The organism is Cupriavidus sp. 01L46, from assembly GCF_056399905.1.
On sequence record NZ_JBFTSF010000024.1, the window covers coordinates 12,669 to 30,108 of the forward strand.

Annotated in this window: 16 protein-coding genes; 5 read left to right on the top strand and 11 right to left on the bottom strand. The window is 66.7% G+C overall.

Annotated elements, in window-relative coordinates; genetic code table 11:
- Nucleotides 1-81 precede the first annotated feature (81 nt).
- Nucleotides 82-807 (bottom strand): YebC/PmpR family DNA-binding transcriptional regulator, encoded by a 726-nt coding sequence (locus AC1DS3_RS06750; protein WP_441639422.1) that lies wholly within the window; start codon nucleotides 805-807, stop codon nucleotides 82-84.
- A 258-nt stretch (nucleotides 808-1,065) separates the two neighbouring features.
- On the opposite strand from AC1DS3_RS06750, the gene AC1DS3_RS06755 reads away from it, so the two are divergent.
- Complete coding sequence (locus AC1DS3_RS06755) at nucleotides 1,066-2,616, top strand: helicase HerA-like C-terminal domain-containing protein (protein WP_441639421.1); 1,551 nt, start codon at nucleotides 1,066-1,068, stop codon at nucleotides 2,614-2,616.
- Between the two features lie 154 nt (nucleotides 2,617-2,770).
- On the opposite strand, the gene AC1DS3_RS06760 is transcribed toward AC1DS3_RS06755, so the two are convergent.
- The 4 genes from AC1DS3_RS06760 to AC1DS3_RS06775 form a co-directional block, all read right to left on the bottom strand.
- Nucleotides 2,771-2,917 (bottom strand): DUF3149 domain-containing protein, encoded by a 147-nt coding sequence (locus AC1DS3_RS06760; protein WP_006158366.1) that lies wholly within the window; start codon nucleotides 2,915-2,917, stop codon nucleotides 2,771-2,773.
- A gap of 129 nt (nucleotides 2,918-3,046) precedes the next feature.
- Nucleotides 3,047-3,697: a uracil phosphoribosyltransferase gene (upp, locus tag AC1DS3_RS06765; protein ID WP_441639420.1), complete on the bottom strand. Its 651-nt coding sequence runs from the start codon at nucleotides 3,695-3,697 to the stop codon at nucleotides 3,047-3,049.
- Nucleotides 3,698-3,811: 114 nt separating this feature from the next.
- Complete coding sequence (locus tag AC1DS3_RS06770) at nucleotides 3,812-4,750, bottom strand: Bug family tripartite tricarboxylate transporter substrate binding protein (RefSeq protein ID WP_477126887.1); 939 nt, start codon at nucleotides 4,748-4,750, stop codon at nucleotides 3,812-3,814.
- A 225-nt stretch (nucleotides 4,751-4,975) separates the two neighbouring features.
- Nucleotides 4,976-6,130, bottom strand: coding sequence for an acyltransferase family protein (locus tag AC1DS3_RS06775; RefSeq protein ID WP_477126878.1), 1,155 nt, complete (start codon nucleotides 6,128-6,130; stop codon nucleotides 4,976-4,978).
- Between the two features lie 372 nt (nucleotides 6,131-6,502).
- On the opposite strand from AC1DS3_RS06775, the gene AC1DS3_RS06780 reads away from it, so the two are divergent.
- The 4 genes from AC1DS3_RS06780 (at nucleotide 6,503) to AC1DS3_RS06795 (ending at nucleotide 9,856) form a co-directional block, all read left to right on the top strand.
- A complete protein-coding gene (locus AC1DS3_RS06780; protein WP_477126888.1) occupies nucleotides 6,503-7,495 on the top strand; it encodes a DMT family transporter in 993 nt (330 codons plus the stop codon).
- Between the two features lies 1 nt (nucleotide 7,496).
- Nucleotides 7,497-8,285, top strand: coding sequence for an SDR family oxidoreductase (locus AC1DS3_RS06785; RefSeq protein WP_477126879.1), 789 nt, complete (start codon nucleotides 7,497-7,499; stop codon nucleotides 8,283-8,285).
- Between the two features lie 119 nt (nucleotides 8,286-8,404).
- Entirely contained in the window at nucleotides 8,405-8,791 is a 387-nt protein-coding gene (locus tag AC1DS3_RS06790; protein WP_043344563.1) for a methylglyoxal synthase, read from the top strand.
- A 90-nt stretch (nucleotides 8,792-8,881) separates the two neighbouring features.
- Nucleotides 8,882-9,856 (top strand): quinone oxidoreductase family protein, encoded by a 975-nt coding sequence (locus tag AC1DS3_RS06795; RefSeq protein ID WP_477126880.1) that lies wholly within the window; start codon nucleotides 8,882-8,884, stop codon nucleotides 9,854-9,856.
- A 31-nt stretch (nucleotides 9,857-9,887) separates the two neighbouring features.
- Here AC1DS3_RS06795 and AC1DS3_RS06800 read toward each other — a convergent pair whose 3' ends face one another.
- The 6 genes from AC1DS3_RS06800 to AC1DS3_RS06825 form a co-directional block, all read right to left on the bottom strand.
- Nucleotides 9,888-10,181: a YkvA family protein gene (locus AC1DS3_RS06800; protein ID WP_043344566.1), complete on the bottom strand. Its 294-nt coding sequence runs from the start codon at nucleotides 10,179-10,181 to the stop codon at nucleotides 9,888-9,890.
- A 256-nt stretch (nucleotides 10,182-10,437) separates the two neighbouring features.
- Nucleotides 10,438-11,583: a BMP family ABC transporter substrate-binding protein gene (locus AC1DS3_RS06805; protein ID WP_477126881.1), complete on the bottom strand. Its 1,146-nt coding sequence runs from the start codon at nucleotides 11,581-11,583 to the stop codon at nucleotides 10,438-10,440.
- 176 nt (nucleotides 11,584-11,759) lie between these two features.
- Nucleotides 11,760-12,680 carry an ABC transporter permease gene (locus AC1DS3_RS06810; RefSeq protein WP_441639415.1) on the bottom strand — a complete coding sequence of 307 codons (921 nt, stop codon included), beginning with the start codon at nucleotides 12,678-12,680 and terminating at the stop codon, nucleotides 11,760-11,762.
- Nucleotides 12,681-12,695: 15 nt separating this feature from the next.
- Nucleotides 12,696-13,796 carry an ABC transporter permease gene (locus tag AC1DS3_RS06815; RefSeq protein WP_477109266.1) on the bottom strand — a complete coding sequence of 367 codons (1,101 nt, stop codon included), beginning with the start codon at nucleotides 13,794-13,796 and terminating at the stop codon, nucleotides 12,696-12,698.
- Nucleotides 13,789-15,378, bottom strand: coding sequence for an ABC transporter ATP-binding protein (locus tag AC1DS3_RS06820; RefSeq protein ID WP_441639413.1), 1,590 nt, complete (start codon nucleotides 15,376-15,378; stop codon nucleotides 13,789-13,791). Before AC1DS3_RS06820 ends, AC1DS3_RS06815 begins: the two co-directional genes overlap by 8 nt.
- 431 nt (nucleotides 15,379-15,809) lie before the next feature.
- Entirely contained in the window at nucleotides 15,810-16,748 is a 939-nt protein-coding gene (locus AC1DS3_RS06825) for a pirin family protein (protein WP_477126882.1), read from the bottom strand.
- Nucleotides 16,749-17,440 lie beyond the last annotated feature (692 nt).

Here is a 17,440-nt window from a genome sequence, read left to right on the forward strand (position 1 = left end):
CATGCGAAATGCGAAAAGCGGCAGCCATGGCTCATCGAACCGCGCTGCCGCCGTGAGGCGAGGCCTTACCCGATCCCCGCCTTACTCCTCGATCACCGCGTTGGTGAAGACTTCCTGCACGTCGTCCAGGTTTTCCAGGGCGTCGAGCAGCTTTTGCATCTTGATGGCGTCGTCGCCGGTAAAGCTGACTTCGTTTTGCGGCTTCATCGTGACATCGGCCATCTCGGCCTTGAAGCCCGCGGCTTCCAGCGCGGCCTTGACCGTGCCGAAATCATTGGGCGGGCACAGCACTTCGATCGAGCCGTCGTCGTTGGTGACCACGTCGTCGGCGCCGGCTTCCAGCGCGGCTTCCATCAGCTTGTCCTCGGGCGTGCCGGGGGCAAACAGGAACTGGCCGCAGTGGGTGAACATGAACGCCACGGAGCCTTCCGCGCCCATGTTGCCGCCGTTCTTGGAGAAGGCATGGCGCACTTCGGCGACGGTACGGGTACGGTTGTCGGTCAGGCAGTCGACGATGATCGCCGCGCCGGCCAGGCCGTAGCCCTCGTAGCGGATTTCTTCGTAGTTGACGCCTTCCAGGCCACCCACGCCGCGCTGGATGGCGCGCTGGATGTTGTCCTTAGGCATGTTCGCATCCATTGCCTTGTCCATGGACAGGCGCAGGCGCGGGTTGGAATCGGGGTCAGCGCCGCCGAGCTTCGCGGCGACGGTGATTTCCTTGATCAGGCGGGTCCAGACCTTGCCGCGCTTGGAGTCAGCCGCGGCCTTCTTGTGTTTGATATTGGCCCATTTTGAGTGACCGGCCATGATTCTCTCCGAAGCGGAAAATGTTTGACGCGCGCGCCTTGGCTTTGCGCGCCGGCTGTGCCGGGCGGGCAACGGGTGCTCGCTGGCGGCGCGCCGGGTGGTTTATGTGTCTGTGAGCCGGCCTTGGGGGCTGGCATAATCAGCCCAGCATTTTATCACGCGGCCCCGCCGCCGCTGGCCTCCCGATCACGGGAGCCGCCGGGAAGGGCGGGGACGGTCGCGGCGAAAGCGCCGCGCGGCTTGCCAACCAGAGAGACCATGGCCGAACCCATCATCATCGCCAAGAACGCCGAGCTGGAACTTGCCCTGCTGCCTGAAATGGGCAACCGGCACGGCCTGATCACCGGCGCCACCGGCACCGGCAAGACCGTGACCCTGCAAAGCCTGGCCCAGGGCTTCTCGCGGCTGGGTGTGCCAGTTTTCATGGCCGACGTCAAAGGTGACCTGACCGGCATTTCCCGGCCGGGCAAGCTCTCCGACAAGCTCAAGGCACGCCTGGCCGAGCTCGGCCTGCCCGAGCCGGTGTGGGGCGCCTGCCCCACCACCTTGTGGGATGTGTTCGGGCAAAAGGGCCATCCCGTGCGCGCCACGGTCTCCCACATGGGGCCGCTGCTGCTGTCGCGCATGCTGGAACTCAACGACACCCAGCAGGGCGTGCTCAACCTGGTCTTTCGCATCGCCGACGCCAACGGGCTGCTGCTGCTCGACGCCAAGGACCTGCGCGCCATGCTGCAGTACGTGGGCGACAACGCCGGGCAGTTCACCACCGAATACGGCAATATCTCCGCGGCCTCGATCGGGGCCATCCAGCGCGGGCTGATGGCGCTGGAGTCTCAAGGCGCCGACGTGTTCTTCGGCGAGCCCATGCTCAATCTGGATGACTTCATCCAGACCGAGAACGGGCAGGGCGTGGTGAACATCCTGGCCGCCGACAAGCTGCTGAATTCGCCCAAGCTCTACGCCACTTTCCTGCTCTGGCTGTTGTCGGAGCTGTTCGAGAAACTGCCCGAGGCGGGTGATCTCGACAAGCCCAAGCTGGTGTTCTTTTTCGACGAGGCGCACCTGCTGTTCAACGACGCGCCCAAGGCCCTGCTCGACAAGATCGAACAGGTGGTGCGGCTGATCCGCTCCAAGGGCGTTGGCGTGTATTTCGTCACGCAGAATCCTGTCGACATCCCCGATACCGTGCTGGGCCAGCTCGGCAACCGCGTGCAGCACGCGCTGCGCGCCTTCACGCCGCGTGACCAGAAGGCCGTCAAGGTGGCGGCCACCACCATGCGGGCCAAGCCGGGGCTGGACCTGGAGAAGGCCATCGGGGAGCTCGGCGTGGGCGAGGCGCTGGTGTCGTTGTTGGACGCCAAGGGCATTCCCGGCATCACGGAGCGCGCCTGGGTGCTGGCGCCCGGCAGCCGGATCGGCCCGATCACCGACGACGAGCGCAAGCAATTGCTGGCGAACTCGCTGGTGGCCGGCACCTATGAGCAGACCATCGATCGCGAGTCGGCCTACGAGAAGCTCAAGGGCCGCGCCGCCGCGCCTGGGTCTGCTCCCGCCGCTGGCGGCGGCGCACCCGCGCCCGTGCCGACGGCCGGCCAGCCCGAAGCCCCGCCCGCGCAGGGCGGTGGCTGGCTGGAACAGGCGGGCGAGATCTTCGGCGGGCTGACCAAGGGCACCGGCAAGACCGGGCGCGGCGATTCCATCCTGGAGTCGATGGCCAAGTCGGCCGCGCGCACGGTAGGCTCGCAGGTCGGGCGCGAGCTGATTCGCGGCGTGCTGGGCAGCTTGCTGGGCTCGGGCAAGAAGAAATAGGGGCGCCACCCAGTAGGGGCGCTATCCCTAGGCCGCTCCGGCGGGCCACGCCCGGCGAGACAGGCGGGCGTGGCGCATTGCCACAGCATGGTATCGGCCAGCCGGTCCGTCAGCCGGTCCTTCAGGGATAGCACTAGTGAGAGGGACTCGCGCCTTAGCGGCGTTGCGCCGCTGCCTCGTCTTCCCGCATCTTGCGCAGGAACAGCCGGGTGAAGAACCAGCCCATGCCGATGATGAAGGCGATGACGGCCAGGCTCATCAGCCCGGTGGGGGTCGAAAACAGGATCTTCAAGGCTGCCATGTGGGTCTCCCAAGTCAGGCGAGGCACACCGGACGGTGTGCCGCTGCCGATAGTCTAGGGAGCGCCGCGGCCGGCGGGATTGAGGCCGGTCAAGCCGGGCGCAGACAATGTCCGGCTTGCCAGCAAAACTCAGTTCTTGGTGCCGAACAGTCGGTCGCCCGCATCGCCCAGGCCCGGGATGATGTACGCGTGCTCGTCCAGGTGGCTGTCCAGCGAAGCCACGAACAGCTTGACGCCCGGATGTGCCTTCTGGAACACCTCCACGCCTTCCGGCGCGGCTACCAGCGCCACGAACGTGATCGCATCGTCCTTGACGCCGCGGCGCTTGAGCACATCCACCGCATGCGCGGCGGAGTAGCCGGTGGCGACCATCGGGTCGCACAGGATAAAGCTGCGGTCTTCCACGTCGGGCAGGCGCACCAGGTATTCCACCGGACGGTGCTGGTCGTCGCGGTAGACGCCGATATGGCCAATGCGGGCCGAGGGAATCAGCTCGACCAGACCGTCGCTCATGCCCACGCCGGCGCGCAGCACCGGCACGATGGTGAGTTTCTTGCCGGCGATCACCGGTGCGTCCAGCTCCACCAAGGGCGTCTCGATGCGGCGCGTGGTCAGCGGCAGGTCGCGCGTGATTTCATAGCCCATCAGCAGCGTGATCTCCCGCAGCAGCTCGCGGAACGTGCGCGTGGAGGTGTCCCTGTCGCGCATATGGGAGAGCTTGTGCTGGATCAGCGGGTGATCGAGGATGTACAGCTTGGGGAAACGCGGATCTTGCTTCATGGCGGGTAGTCGGCAGGAGTGGGCGCGAGGGCCCGTTGCAGCCGGATTGTAATGGATGCGGGGCTGCGCGCCCCCGGCGATCCTCCCGCCGCAAGCGCGCAGCCCCGCCTGCGCTCAATCCACCGTGATGCTGGCGCTCTTGGCGACCTTGCCGAATTTCTCGTACTCGGACAGCGTCAGCGACTGCAGGTCAGCCGCGCTCGAGCCCTTGGGATTGAAGCCCGCCTGCCCGAGTTTGTCCTTCACGTCGGCATTGCCCAGCGCCGCGAGAAAGGCGGCATTGAGTGCCTGCACCACCGGCGCGGGTAGCCCTGCCGGACCGTACACGCCGAACCAGGGCTCGATGGCATAGCCCGCCAGGCCGGCCTCGGCCAGCGTCGGCACGTTCGGCAGCGCCGGCGAGCGGCTCTTGCCGGCCACCGCCAGCGCGCGCAGCTTGCCGCCCTGGATGTGCGGCAGCGAGGCGGGCAGGTTGTCGAACATCACCTGCACGTGGCCGCCCAGCATGTCGTTGATGGCTGGGCTGCTGCCCTTGTATGGCACATGGGTCAGGCCCGTTTGCGTCATCTGCGCGAACATCGCGCCCGCCAGGTGCATGGACGTGCCGKTGCCCGCGGTGGCGTAGGTCAGGCCGGGGTGGGCCTTCGCATAGCTGACCAGCTCGGCCACATTCTTCACCGGCAGGCTGTTGCTGACTTCCAGCACGATGGTCGAGGTGCCAAGCAGGCTGACCGCGGTGAAATCCTTGCGCGGGTCGAACGGCACGTGCTTGTAGATATGCGGGTTCAACGCATTGGTCGAGATGGCGCCGAAGCCGATGGTGTAGCCGTCCGGCGCGGCCTTGGCGACCGCCTCCATGCCGATATTGCCGCCAGCGCCGGGGCGGTTCTCCACGACCACGGGCTGGCCGAGTTTCTCCGCCACCTTCTGGCCGACCGTGCGCGCCACGAGGTCGGTGGTGCCGCCAGCGGCGTAAGGCACGATGAAGCGGATTGGCTTGACGGGGTAATCGGCCGCGTTGGCGGCCGAGGGCAGCCAGCCGCTTGCGAGCATGGCAACCGCGGCGGCTACCAGCAGCGGGCGGGCGGCGGTCTGCTTTTTGACTGGAACGGGAATGCGCGAGGAAAGAATAGCGAGGGGTGCTGCCGTCATGAATGCTCCTGGTTTTTCTTATGCGGCGCGCGTTTGACGCGCCGACCGGCGAGCTTACGGCAGTTTCAGGCTGGCTGCCAGGGTTGCCAGTCAGGCAGGCTGGCTAGCCGGGCAACGGCATGGCGGCTAGATATTCTGCCCGCGCTGCGCCGCTGGCAGCGCCGGGCGCCCGAGCAGGCCGCGCACGCGCTGGGTATTGCGCTCGAACACCCAGTAGACGGCAAAGGCATAGGCATAGCAGCCCAGCAGGATCAGCGCGGCCAGGCCCAGGCTGCCAGCGCCGACAGGCAGGCGGACCTTGACCAGGGCCGCGGCGATGAACAGGGTCAGCGGGAAATGCGTCAGGTAGAGCGAGTACGAAAACCCGGACGCCAGCGTAGCCAGGCGCGACAAGCCTGCGTGGCCGATGCGGATGCGGGTCGACAGCACGGCCAGCAACAGCACGAAGAAGCCCAGCGCGACAGCGGCATCGGCGTACGGCTTGTGCTTGGTCAGTGCAATGGCGGCCAGGAACACCAGCAGCGCCGGCAGCACCAGCCACTTGCGCCGCGCGATCGCTGCGATCTGCGCCAGCCTTGCTTCCAGGGCTTGCGCCAGCACACCCAGCAGCCAGAACAAGAAGCCTTCGACCAGGCCGTGGAACAGGCCCATCGTGACCAGCGCCGCCAATAGGCACAGCAATGCCTGCGGCGTGCGGCGCAGGTGCCAGGCGCCGTATAGCGCAGGGAACCAGAGGTAGTACCAGAATTCGTTGGCCAGGCTCCACAACGGCCCGTTGGAGCCATAGGTCTGGCAGGCAAGGGTTTGCAGGAACGCCGCGTTGCAAACCAATCCCGCGACGCCGAGGTTATGCGAGATATYGATCTGCTGGGCCGCGTTGCCCTCGGTGCCCTGGTAGAACGGCCCCCACGCCAGGTGGATCCCGGCACTGTCCCAGAACAGCCCGAGCAGCAGCGCGGGCAGCAGTACGATCCATAGCCGCGTCATGCGGTCAGCCAGGTAGCTGCGCCAGGACCAGTCGCCACGCGTCATCTTGCGGCGCACGGTGCCGCCCACCAGGTAGCCCGAGAGCAGGAAGAACACGATCACGCATTCGTGGCCGACGCTGCACAGCGCATAGAACAGCTGCAGCGCCACGCCGGCCGCGCCGCCATGCGGCCCGCTCGCCGCATAGTCGACGATGACCAGCGCCCGGACATGGCCAAGGCAGACCAGGCCCGCGGCCAGCGCCCGGATCAGGTCTAGTACATCGTATTGCTTGCTTTGGTCCGTGCCATCCACGACCAGTCTCCCGGTTCCGGCTCGCCAGGGCTGCGGTGGACACAAGGCGGCACGCAGCGCGGGACTCTCCTTGGCAGAGCTTAGCCGGGCGGCTACGGCGTGAAGGTGCGCCGTCCCACATAGAGAAAGCCCGCGAAAGCCAGCGAAAGCCGAGGCACGGGAAGCAGGCGCCGCTGCCATCGGCACGGCATGGGTTGAGGCACGCGGGTTGGGGCACGCCGCCCAACACCTGTGCGCAGCACAATGTGCCTCGGATGCAGTTGCTTCTTTTCGAATACAATGGCTCGCGTCCTTGGCGGCCAGCCCGCGCCCAGCGGCGCGCGGCCCCACTATCCGGCTTCTCCCTTGTCTGCATCCCAACTTTCCCGCACCGTGCCTGCCGCCGAGCCGGCATCGCAGCGCGCCGGCTTGGCCGTGGCTGCCGTCGGCGCCGTCCTCTTTTCCGGCAAGGCGATCGTCGCCAAGCTGATGTACCGCTACCAGGTCGATGCGGTCATGGTCATCACCCTGCGCATGCTGTTTGCCGTGCCGCTGTTCATGGCGATCGGCTGRTGGCAGTCGCGGCGCCTGCCGGCGCTGTCCTGGGCCGATCGCGGCCGCATCGTGTTCCTCGGCATCATCGGCTACTACCTGTCCAGTTTCCTCGACTTTCTCGGCCTGCAATACATCACGGCCGGGCTCGAGCGGCTGATCCTGTTCCTGACGCCGTCCTTCGTGCTGCTGGCCAGCGCCGTGCTGTTCAAGCGGCGCATCAGCCTGCGGCAGTGGCTGTCCCTGGCGCTGGCCTATATAGGCATCGTGCTGGTTTTCGCGCATGATCTCGACGTGAGCGGCGGCCAGGTGTGGCTCGGTGCGGCGCTGGTGCTCGGCAGCGCACTAACCTACGGCATTTACCTGATCGCTTCAGGCGAATTGGTGCAGCGCATTGGTTCGTTGCGGCTGGTGGCCTATGCGATGTGCGTTTCCACCGCGTGCTGCGTGGTGCAATATCTGGTGCTGCGCCGGCCGCTGGCGGAGCTGCTGCAGCCGGCCCCCGTGATGTGGCTTTCGCTTGCCAATTCTGTGTTTTGCACGGTGCTGCCGGTGTCGCTGACGATGGTGGCGGTGGCGCGCATCGGCGCGCCGATGGCATCGCAGGCGGGTATGCTCGGGCCRGTATCCACTTTGTTCCTGGGCTTCTGGCTGCTGGGTGAGCCGATCACTGGCGTGCAGCTCGCCGGCAGCGCGCTGGTGATGGGCGGGATATATTTGCTGTCGGCGCGCAAGGTGGGCAAGGCCCGGGCTGCTCGTCGCGGCGGCAAGGCGATGGATACGCTGGACAACAAGCAGGCGGGTGGCCGCCTCGATGACACAAGGAGTCGATGAGATGGATCTCGGATTGCGCGGCAAGCATGCGCTGGTGTGTGGCGCCAGCAAGGGTCTCGGTTTTGCCTGCGCCGACGCGCTGGCTGCCGAAGGCGTGGATGTGGTGATCGTGGCGCGCGGCGCCGAGGCGCTGGAAAAAGCTGCGGCGGACCTGCGCGCGCGCCACGGCCGGCGCGTGATGGCGGTCGCCACCGACATCACGACCCCGGCCGGGCGGAAGCTGGCGCTGGACGCCGTCGCCAAGCTGGGCGACCTGGACATCCTCGTCAACAATGCCGGCGGTCCGCCGCCGGGCAATTTCCGCGACTGGGACCGCGACGCCTGGCTGGCAGCGATCGACGCCAACATGCTGACCCCGATCGAGCTGATCAAGGCCACGGTGGACGGCATGATCGCGCGCAAATGGGGCCGCATCGTCAACATCACCAGCGGCGCCGTGAAGGCGCCGATCGATGTGCTCGGCCTGTCCAACGGCGCGCGCTCGGGCCTGACCGGCTTTGTCGCCGGCCTGGCGCGCGAAGTGGCGCAGCACGGCGTGACGGTGAACAACCTGCTGCCCGGCCCGTTCAATACGGATCGCCTCTACAAGACCATGGAAGGTGGCGCCAGGCAGGCCGGCCTGTCGATCGAGGAAGTCTCCAAGCGCCGCGCCGCGCAGAACCCGAGCCGCCGCTTTGGCGAGCCGGCCGAGTTCGGCGCCACCTGCGCCTTCTTGTGCAGCMGCCACGCCGCGTACATGACCGGGCAGAACGTGCTCCTAGACGGCGGCGCCTACCCCGGCACGTTCTAAGCTGCTGCCGCACCCAACCCGCGGCGCGTGCGCGGCCTGGCGGCCGTGCCGGCGCCGCGGGCGTTTTCCGGCCGGGCCATGCCGGCCCGGCCTTTCTCTGATTGGCCAGGATGATGCCGATGACCCCCCCTCGTATTGCGCTGATTGCGCACGACCACAAGAAAGACGACATCGTGGCTTTTGCTGGCCGCCATCGCGATTTCCTGTCGCGTTGCGAACTGCTGGCCACCGGGACCACGGGCGGCCGCCTGAGCGACGAAATCGGCCTGACGGTGACGCGCATGCTCTCCGGCCCCTGGGGCGGCGACCTGCAGATCGGCGCGCAACTGGCCGAAGGCCGCGTGGGCGTGGTGATTTTCCTGCGCGACCCCATGACGCCGCAACCGCACGAACCCGATATCAATGCGTTGGTGCGCGCCTGCGACGTGCACAACGTGCCCTGTGCCACCAATGTGGCCACCGCGGATCTGTTGATCGCGGAGCTGCGGCGGATGTACCCGGAGTAAGCCGCGTCGGCCTGACGTATTTTCGGCATCAACACATAGCAACAGCTACCAACACATGGCAACACCCAGCAACTGGAAAAGGAGTGAGACATGAGCAAGGCTATCCGCATTTTCGAGACCGGCGGCCCCGAGGTGATGCAGTGGGTTGATGTCGAGGTGGGGGATCCCGGCCCCGGCGAGGTGCGCGTGCGCCACGAGGCGGTTGGCCTCAACTACATCGACGTGTATTTCCGCAGCGGGCTGTACAAGCAGCCGCTGCCGGGTAGCCTCGGCATGGAAGGCGCCGGCGTGGTGGAGGCGGTTGGCGCCGGCGTGGGGCACCTGAGCGTGGGCGACCGTGTTGCTTATGCCGGCCGTCCCACGGGCGCCTATGCGCAGGTGCGGGTCATGCCGGCCGATATCGTGGTGCGCCTGCCGGACGCCATCTCGTTMGAGCAGGGCGCGGCGATGATGCTGCAGGGCCTGACCACGCAGTACCTGCTGCGCGACAGCTACCGCGTGCAGGCAGGAGACACCGTGCTGCTGCACGCCGCCGCGGGTGGCGTTGGCCTGATCGCCAGCCAGTGGCTCAAGGCGCTGGGCGCCACCGTGATCGGCACCGCCGGCAGCGATGAAAAAGCCGCGCTGGCACGCGCGCATGGGTGCGACCACACCATCGTCTACACGCGTGAGTCCTTCGTCGACAAGGTCAAGGAAATCACCGGCGGCAAGGGCGTCGCCGCGGTCTACGACTCGGTCGGCAAGGACACCTTCAACGKCTCGCTGGATTGCCTGAAGCCGCGCGGCACCATGGTGGTGTTCGGCAACGCATCCGGCCCCGTGCCGCCGTTCGATCTGTCCGTGCTGGGCAACAAGGGCTCGCTGCGCATCACGCGGCCCACGCTGATGACCTATGTGGTCCATCGCGAACTGCTGGAGCCGATGGCGGCCGAGCTGTTCGAGATGGTGACCAGCGGCCGGGTGAAGATTGAAGTCCGCCAACGTTACGCGCTGGCGGATGTAGCGCAAGCGCATCGCGACCTGGAAGGCCGCAAGACCACTGGCACGACCGTCCTGCTGCCTTGACGCCGCAGGCTGGTGCGAGCCGCCTGGCCTGCTAGCGGGCTCGCACCGTCTGGGCGCCGGCGCGCGCCTCGGCCTGCCGCAATACGTGCGCGGGCAGGCGCCTGAGGATGAAGTGCACCGCCAGCGGGATCAGCACCACGTCGTCCATCAGGCCCAGGCCAGGGATGAAGTCAGGGATCAGGTCAATGGGCGAAATGGCGTACAGCACCAGGCCTAGCGCGGCCGGCTTCAACCAGCGCGGGGCGTCGGGATGGCGCAGCGCGTACCACAGCAGGCGGCCGTCGCGCCGCACCAGGGTCCACAGTGCCGAAAATCGTTTCCACATGAGAGGCCTCCTTCACTTTCCACAAACGCCAAGCGACGTGGCCGATTGCGCCACTCGCAGATAGCTTGGGCCAATCTTCGGCGCTTCAAGTTCCACGGGGCGTTCAGGCGGGGGGGGGTGACGCGAATGACATCCAGTGACGGACATCTAGTGACGGACGTGCAGGGCAGGTGGCGAGGCGCGAGACGCACCACGCCACCGTGCCGGCAGCGCTGCGAGCGCAGGCTGCCGGCAACCGCTAAACCGATGCTGGCAATCAGCCCGGGATCTTGCCTTCCACGCCTTCGACGTAGAACTTGATGCCGTGCAGGAAGCCGTCGTCGGCTGCCTGGTCCTTGGCCAGCTGTTCCTTGCCGGTGTTGTCMTTGAGCGGACCCTTCCAGATCGGAGCCGAGCCATCGGCGATGCCCTTCTTACGCTCTTCCACCAGCGCCTTCACGTCATCCGGCACCACGGTATTGAAGCCCTTCAGGTCGATCATGCCTTCCTTGACGCCCCACCACGTGGTGCCGTTCTTCCACTGGTTAGCCAGCACGTCGCCGACCACCTTGTTGTAGTACACGCCCCACGAGATCACCGAGGCGGCCAGGTGGGCCTTCTCGCCGAACTTGCTCATGTCGCTGTCCCAGCCGAATGCGTACACGCCCTTTTCCTGCGCGGTCTGCACCACGGCGGCGGAGTCGGTGTTCTGCATCAGCATGTCCACGCCCTGGCCGATCAGCGTGGTCGCGGCTTCGCGCTCCTTGCCCGGATCGAACCACTTGTTCACCCACACCACCTTGACGGTGGCCTTGGGGTTGACGCTGCGCGCGCCGATGGTGAACGAGTCGATGTTGCGGATCACCTCGGGGATGGGCACCGATGCCACCACGCCCATCTTGCCGGTCTTGCTCATCTTGCCGGCGACCACACCAGCCAGGTAAGCGCCTTCATAGGTGCGCACGTCGTACTGGGCCAGGTTGTCGGCGGTCTTGAAGCCGGTGGCGTGCTCGAACTTCACGTCCGGGAATTCCTTGGCGACCTTGAGCATCGATTCCATGTAACCGAAGCTGGTGCCGAAGATGACCTTGTTGCCTTGCGCGGCGAGATCGCGGAACACGCGTTCGGCATCGGCGGCGGATTCGGGCACGTTCTCGACGAAGGACGTCTTCACCTTGTCGCCGTATTTTTCTTCCACGGCCTTGCGGCCGGCATCATGGGCGAAGGTCCAGCCTGCATCGCCGACCGGGCCGATGTAGACGAAGGCGACCTTGAGCGGCTCGGCCTTTTGCTCGGCGGCGGGAGCGGAGGCCGGAGCCGCGCTTTCCGCAGGCTTTTCGGCTTCTTTCTTGCCGCAGCCCGCGAGAGCCAGCACGGCGGTGGCAGCCAGTGCGGCAAGGGTTTTCCTGCGCGTGACGATCATGATTTCTCCTTGTAATGACCGGGGTACCGAGTACCGATGTTTTGATTAAGGTTGCAACTGTGGCTCTGAACAACGAGGGCTTTAGGCCTGAAGTCTCTGACGGACTTTATAAAAGCGAAACAAGAACGGAAAACACGGCGCCGCGCCGCGCCGGGCGGGCACGGCAACGGGATCGGTCAGGCGGCGCCCGGGCGGAACGGCTTGCCCAGCGAGGCCGGCATGTTCAGGCGGATCCACGCCGGGTTGCGCGAGATCAGCGCCAGCACGACGATGGTCGCCGCATAGGGCAGCATCGACAGGATCTGCGAAGGCACCGATACGCCAATGCCCTGCAGGTAGAACTGCAGGATGGTGACGCCGCCGAACAGCCAGGCTCCGGCCCAGACGCGGCCCGGGCGCCAGGTGGCGAAGGTGGTCAGCGCCAGCGCGATCCAGCCACGGCCGGCCACCAGGTTCTCTACCCACATCGGCGTGTACACCAGCGACAGGTAGGCGCCGGCCAGCCCGCAGCAAGCGCCGCCGAACAGCAGCGCGCCAAAACGGATCAGGCGCACCGGATATCCCAGCGCATGCGCGGATTCCGGCGATTCGCCGATCGCGCGCAGCGTCAGGCCGGCGCGCGTGCGGAACAGGAACCACATGGTGGCGCCGCACAGGAACAGGCTGAAATACACCATCCAGTGCTGCTGGAAGAAGGCCGGCCCGAAGAAGGGAATATCGGCCAGGAAGGGAATCGACTTGGCCTGCGACGGCATGGCGAAGCCGACGAAGCGCTGGCCCATGAAGGCCGACAGCCCGGTGCCGAAGATCGACAGCGCCAGGCCGGTGGCCACCTGGTTGGTGGCCAGCACCAGCGCCAGCCACGAGAACAGCGTGGCCATCAGCATGCCGGCCAGCGCGCCGGCGGCAAAACCGATCAGCGGCGACTGGGTCTGGTAGCCGACCATGAAGCCGAACGCGGCGGCGACCAGCATCATGCCTTCGGCGCCCAGGTTGAGCACGCCGGCGCGCTCGTTGATGAGCAAGCCAAGTGCCGCCAGCAGCAACGGCGTGCCGGCGTTGATCGCGGTGGCGATAAGAGGGGCGAGTTGTTCCATGTCTTGGGGTTCCGCTCAGGCGGCCTTGGCGCGCCAGCGCAGGCGGTTGTCGATCAGCGTATCGCTGGCCAGCAGGAAGAACAGCAGCATGCCCTGGAACACCGAGCCCAGCGCCGAAGGCAGGCCCAGGCGCGACTGGGCCATTTCGCCGCCGATATAAAACAGCGACATGACGATGCCGCCGAACACGGTGCCCACCGGATGCAGGCGGCCCACGAAGGCCACGATGATCGCGGTGAAACCGTAGCCCGGTGAGATCGAGGGCAGCAGCTGGCCGATCGGGCCGGTCACCTCGAACGCGCCCGCCAGGCCGGCGGTGCCGCCGGAGATCATCAGCGCGCTCCACAGCGAACGGCGCGCCGAGAAGCCGGCATAGCGCGCCGCGGCCGGGGCGGTGCCGCCCACCTGCAGGCGGTAGCCCGCGAAGCTGCGGAAGATGAAGACGGTCATCAGCACCACCAGCACCAGCATCACCACGAAGCCCGCGTGCAGGCGCGAGCCCGACATCAGGTTGGGCAGCAGGAACTCGCTTGAGAACACCTTGGACTGCGGGAAGTTCATGCCGTTGGGATCCTTCAGCGGCCCGTTGACCACGTACAGCATCAATTGCTGCGCGATATAGGTCAGCATCAGCGACACCAGGATCTCGTTGGCGTTGAACTTGTCCTTGAGCACGGCGGTGAGAGACGCCCAGAACATGCCGCCGACCACGCCGGCCAGCGAGGCCAGCACCAGCACCACGGCGCCGTTCACGCCATTGCCGGGCACGTCGAAGTACAACACGGTGGCGCCGGCGAAGATGCCGCCGACGATGAGCTGGCCATCCGCGCCGATGTTCCAGATATTGGCGCGATAGCAMACCGAAAGCCCGAGCGCGCACAGTACCAGCGGCACGGTCTTGAGCAGCACCTCGCCGATGGCGCGGCGGTCCTTGAGCGGGTCGACCAGGAACACTTTGAGCGCGGCCACCGGATCCTTGCCGAGCAGCAGGAACAGCAGCGCGCCGAAGGCCAGCGTCAAGGCCAGCGCGATGAAGGGCGAGGCATAGGCCATGCGGCGCGAGGGCAGCCCGCGCGGCGCCAGCGACAGCGGCGAGCGAAGGAGGAAATCAGCCATGGAGCACCGTCTCCTCTTGTTCGCGCCGGCCGCCTGGCCCGCCTTCCCAAAGACCGCTCATCCACAGGCCCACCTGCTCTCGCGTGGCGTCCTGGGTCGGAATCGACGGTGACAACCGGCCCTTGGCGATCACGTGCAGGCGATCGCAGATGGCGAACAGTTCGTCCAGTTCTTCCGACACCACCAGCAACGCGCAGCCAGTGGCCTTGAGCGCCAGCAGCTCGTTGTGGATCTGCGCCGCGGCACCCACATCCACGCCCCAGGTCGGCTGGGCCACGATCAATACCTTCGGGCCGCTTTCGATCTCGCGGCCGACGATGAATTTCTGCAGGTTGCCGCCCGACAGGCTCTTGGCCAGCGCGTCCGGCCCGCTTGCCTTCACGCGGAAGCGCCCGATCACGGACTGCGCCAGGCCGGCGGCGGCCTTGGGCGAAATCATGCCGCGCTGCACATAGGGCGCGGACTGGTGCGAAAGCAGGATATTCGCGGCCAGGCTCATGCCCGGCACGGCGCCACGGCCGAGGCGTTCCTCGGGCACGAAGGCCAGTCCGGCGCGGCGCCGCTGGCGCGCGTCCAGCTTGCCCACCGGCTTGTTATCCAGCGCGATGGCATCGCGCGCGGCGCGCACATCCTCGCCCGACAGCGCCGCCAGCAATTCCTGCTGGCCGTTGCCGGACACGCCGGCGATGCCAACGATCTCGCCGGCGCGCAGGTCCAGCGAGATGCCGGCAAGCTCCGTCGCGAACGCATGCGAGCGCGGCAGCGAGAGTTCGCGCACCGCCAGCCGGCAGGCGCCGGGCTCGGTCTGCACGCGCGCCTCGCGCGGCGGCTCGCCGCCGATCATCAGGCGCGACAGCGAGGCCGCGCTTTCCTGGCGCGGATCGCACACGCCGGTGACACGGCCCATGCGCATCACGGTGGCGCTATGGCAAAGCTCGCGGATCTCGTCGAGCTTATGGCTGATGTAGAGGATGCTGGTGCCTTCCGCCGCGAGCTGGCGCAGCGTGATGAAGAGGGTTTGCACCGCTTGCGGTGTCAGCACGGAAGTCGGCTCGTCCAGGATCAGCAGCTGCGGCTTGGCCAGCAGCGCCCGCACGATTTCCACGCGCTGGCGCTCGCCTACCGACAAGGTGTGCACATGGCGGTTCGGCTCCAGCGGCAGGCCATAGCGCTGGGCGGTTTCGCGGATCTGGTCGGCCAGCTGCTTCATATTGGTGCCGGCCTGCGGGCTGCCGGCGGCCGCCTTGCTGCCCCGGGGCAGGCCGAGSGCGATGTTCTCGGTCACGGTCAGCGTATCGAACAGCGARAAGTGCTGGAACACCATSGCRATGCCCAGGTTSCGGGCRTCGTGCGGATTGTGGATSGCGGCGCGTGCACCGTTGAAGTGCATGTCGCCGGCGTCCGGCTTGACCGCGCCAAAGATGATTTTCATCAGGGTGGATTTGCCGGCGCCGTTCTCGCCGAGCACGGCGTGGATTTCGCCGGGGGCGACGACGAGGGACACGTCATCGTTGGCGGTCACGCCGGGGTAGCGCTTGATGATATGGGCAAGCGCCAGCCTTGGGGTTGTGCTTAAGGTCACTGAGGCGGCTCGAGTTGTTATGGCAGCAACGTGGGTCAATGTTCGTTAATGTTTGTATCGGGCAGCACCTGCTGCAGCGCGTGGGGCAGGATCGCCGTTACGCATTGCAGCAACCATCACTGGGCGGTGATGCCGTTTATTAACCGTGGATTATATAAGTGTGTGGGGTTCGGACGACCTGATCAGGCCAGTTTTCTCGGCCCCACAACGGATACAAGCAGGTTGCAAGTCGCATGCCGGGCATTTGGGGCGGGTGAGCGGGCGGCCGGGCTGCCGGGGGCGGCCAGCTTGGCCGATCGGCGCGAAACTGGCGTGAAGTTTGCGAAATGCGGGAGAGTAGGGCGGGGAGAGAGCGGGGGGCCGGGGCGGGGCGCCGCGGCCAATGCCGGAGCGGGAGCGGCGCGATGCCGCCCCCGATGGCTCATAGCGTGTCAGGCGCCGTGGCTGACCGCGATCTGGTTGAAGCGGCCTTCGCGGAAATCGGCCAGGGTCTGGTAGATCTCCTCCTGGGTGTTCATCACGAACGGCCCATATTGCGCGATCGGCTCGCCCAGCGGCTTGCCCGCGATCAGCAGGAAGCGCGCATCGGCCGTGGCCGTGACATTGACCCCGTCGGCGCCGGCGGCGTTGTCCAGCACGCCCATGCGCTGCGCTTCCAGCACGGCGGCGTTGCTGCCCGCGCCGACCGCGATCTCGCCGCGATAGGTGTACAGGAAGGCGTTATGCCCTTGCGGCAACGCTTGCGAGAAGGTCTGCCCCGCCGGCAGCGAGACGTCCAGGTAGAGCGGCTCCGTGACCGGGCGTGTGACCGCGCCAGCCACCCCGTGCGAAGCGCCTGCCAGCACGCGCACCGTGGCGCCGCCCGGCAGCGCCACCGTGGGCACGTCGGCGGCCGGCAGGTCGCGGTACCAGGGCGCCGTCATCTTGTCCGCGGCGGGCAGGTTCAGCCACAGCTGGAAGCCTTCCATGCGGCCGTCTTCCTGCTCGGGCATCTCCGAGTGCACCACGCCGGCGCCGGCCACCATCCACTGGGCGCCGCCGTTCTCCAGCAGGCCTTCGTTGCCGGCGCTGTCGCGATGGCGCATGCGGCCGGCCAGCATATAGGTGATGGTCTCGAAGCCGCGGTGCGGGTGGTCGGGGAAGCCGCCGATATAGTCGTCGCGGCTATCGGTGCCAAACGCGTCCAGCATCAGGAACGGGTCCAGGCGACGCTGCAGGTTCTGCGTGAGCACGCGGGTGAGCTTGACGCCGGYGCCGTCCGAGGTGGCGATGCCGCGCACCACGCGGTCGACCGCGCGCGAGCGCTGCACGGTTTCCGTGGCGGTGGCCGGGATGGTGGGGGCGGTAGGGATGGCAGTGCGTTGTTCCATGATCGATCTCCTGTTGGCTGGGGATGGCGGCAATGGCGCGCGGCCCCAAAGGCTACCCTCGTAATTTAAGGGTTTGGGCCAGAACCGGTAGAGGCCATCCGGGCAAAAGATTGTTCTGCCCATGGCACGGCCAACGCCTCGCGATGCCTCAATTCTGGAACAACGAGAGTGACGCCGGAATGCCGGGCGAAGCCTGATAGATACGGCCAGAAAGCGGCGCAAAAGTGTGGAGAAAGCGTGATAGTGACAAGATCGCTGTAATTGGGTATAATAGCGCTCTCGTTGTCATCCGATGCTGCGTAATCAAGTCGGGTTGGCAGGGTCCGGGCAGGCGTGTTTGAGTGCCGCCCCATCCCCTTGCTTCCCCAAGCGTGGCACCGGCCGATTGATCCGGCGGCGCGTCGGAACCACCAAATTTGCGCTGCCACTGGCCTCCCGTTCCTGCACCTTGCAGCGGGTTGCGCCGCTCCCGGGACTCTCGCCCTTACCGGCACGGTGTCCTTTCAATTGGGTTTCCCGCTCTCCAGCGTGAAGCCCGGCGCCCGTCCACCGGCTCATCTGCCGGTCATGGCGGGCAAGGCAATCTAGTCAGGGCCGGCGGGCCCCCATTTGCACCCGCCTGAGCCCACTTTGTTCGTCCGTCAATCCGGATGTGGTTTCTCGTGCCCACATCTGGCATGCGGACAGAAGGG

Excerpts from the sequence above, each read along its gene's own strand:
- upp (WP_441639420.1), bottom strand. The coding sequence starts at position 3,697 with ATGAAGCAAGATCCGCGTTTCCCCAAGCTGTACATCCTCGATCACCCG.
- AC1DS3_RS06810 (WP_441639415.1), bottom strand. The coding sequence starts at position 12,680 with ATGGAACAACTCGCCCCTCTTATCGCCACCGCGATCAACGCCGGCACG.
- AC1DS3_RS06790 (WP_043344563.1), top strand. The coding sequence starts at position 8,405 with ATGACCCCCCCTCGTATTGCGCTGATTGCGCACGACCACAAGAAAGAC.
- AC1DS3_RS06800 (WP_043344566.1), bottom strand. The coding sequence starts at position 10,181 with ATGTGGAAACGATTTTCGGCACTGTGGACCCTGGTGCGGCGCGACGGC.
- AC1DS3_RS06755 (WP_441639421.1), top strand. The coding sequence starts at position 1,066 with ATGGCCGAACCCATCATCATCGCCAAGAACGCCGAGCTGGAACTTGCC.
- AC1DS3_RS06750 (WP_441639422.1), bottom strand. The coding sequence starts at position 807 with ATGGCCGGTCACTCAAAATGGGCCAATATCAAACACAAGAAGGCCGCG.
- AC1DS3_RS06760 (WP_006158366.1), bottom strand. The coding sequence starts at position 2,917 with ATGGCAGCCTTGAAGATCCTGTTTTCGACCCCCACCGGGCTGATGAGC.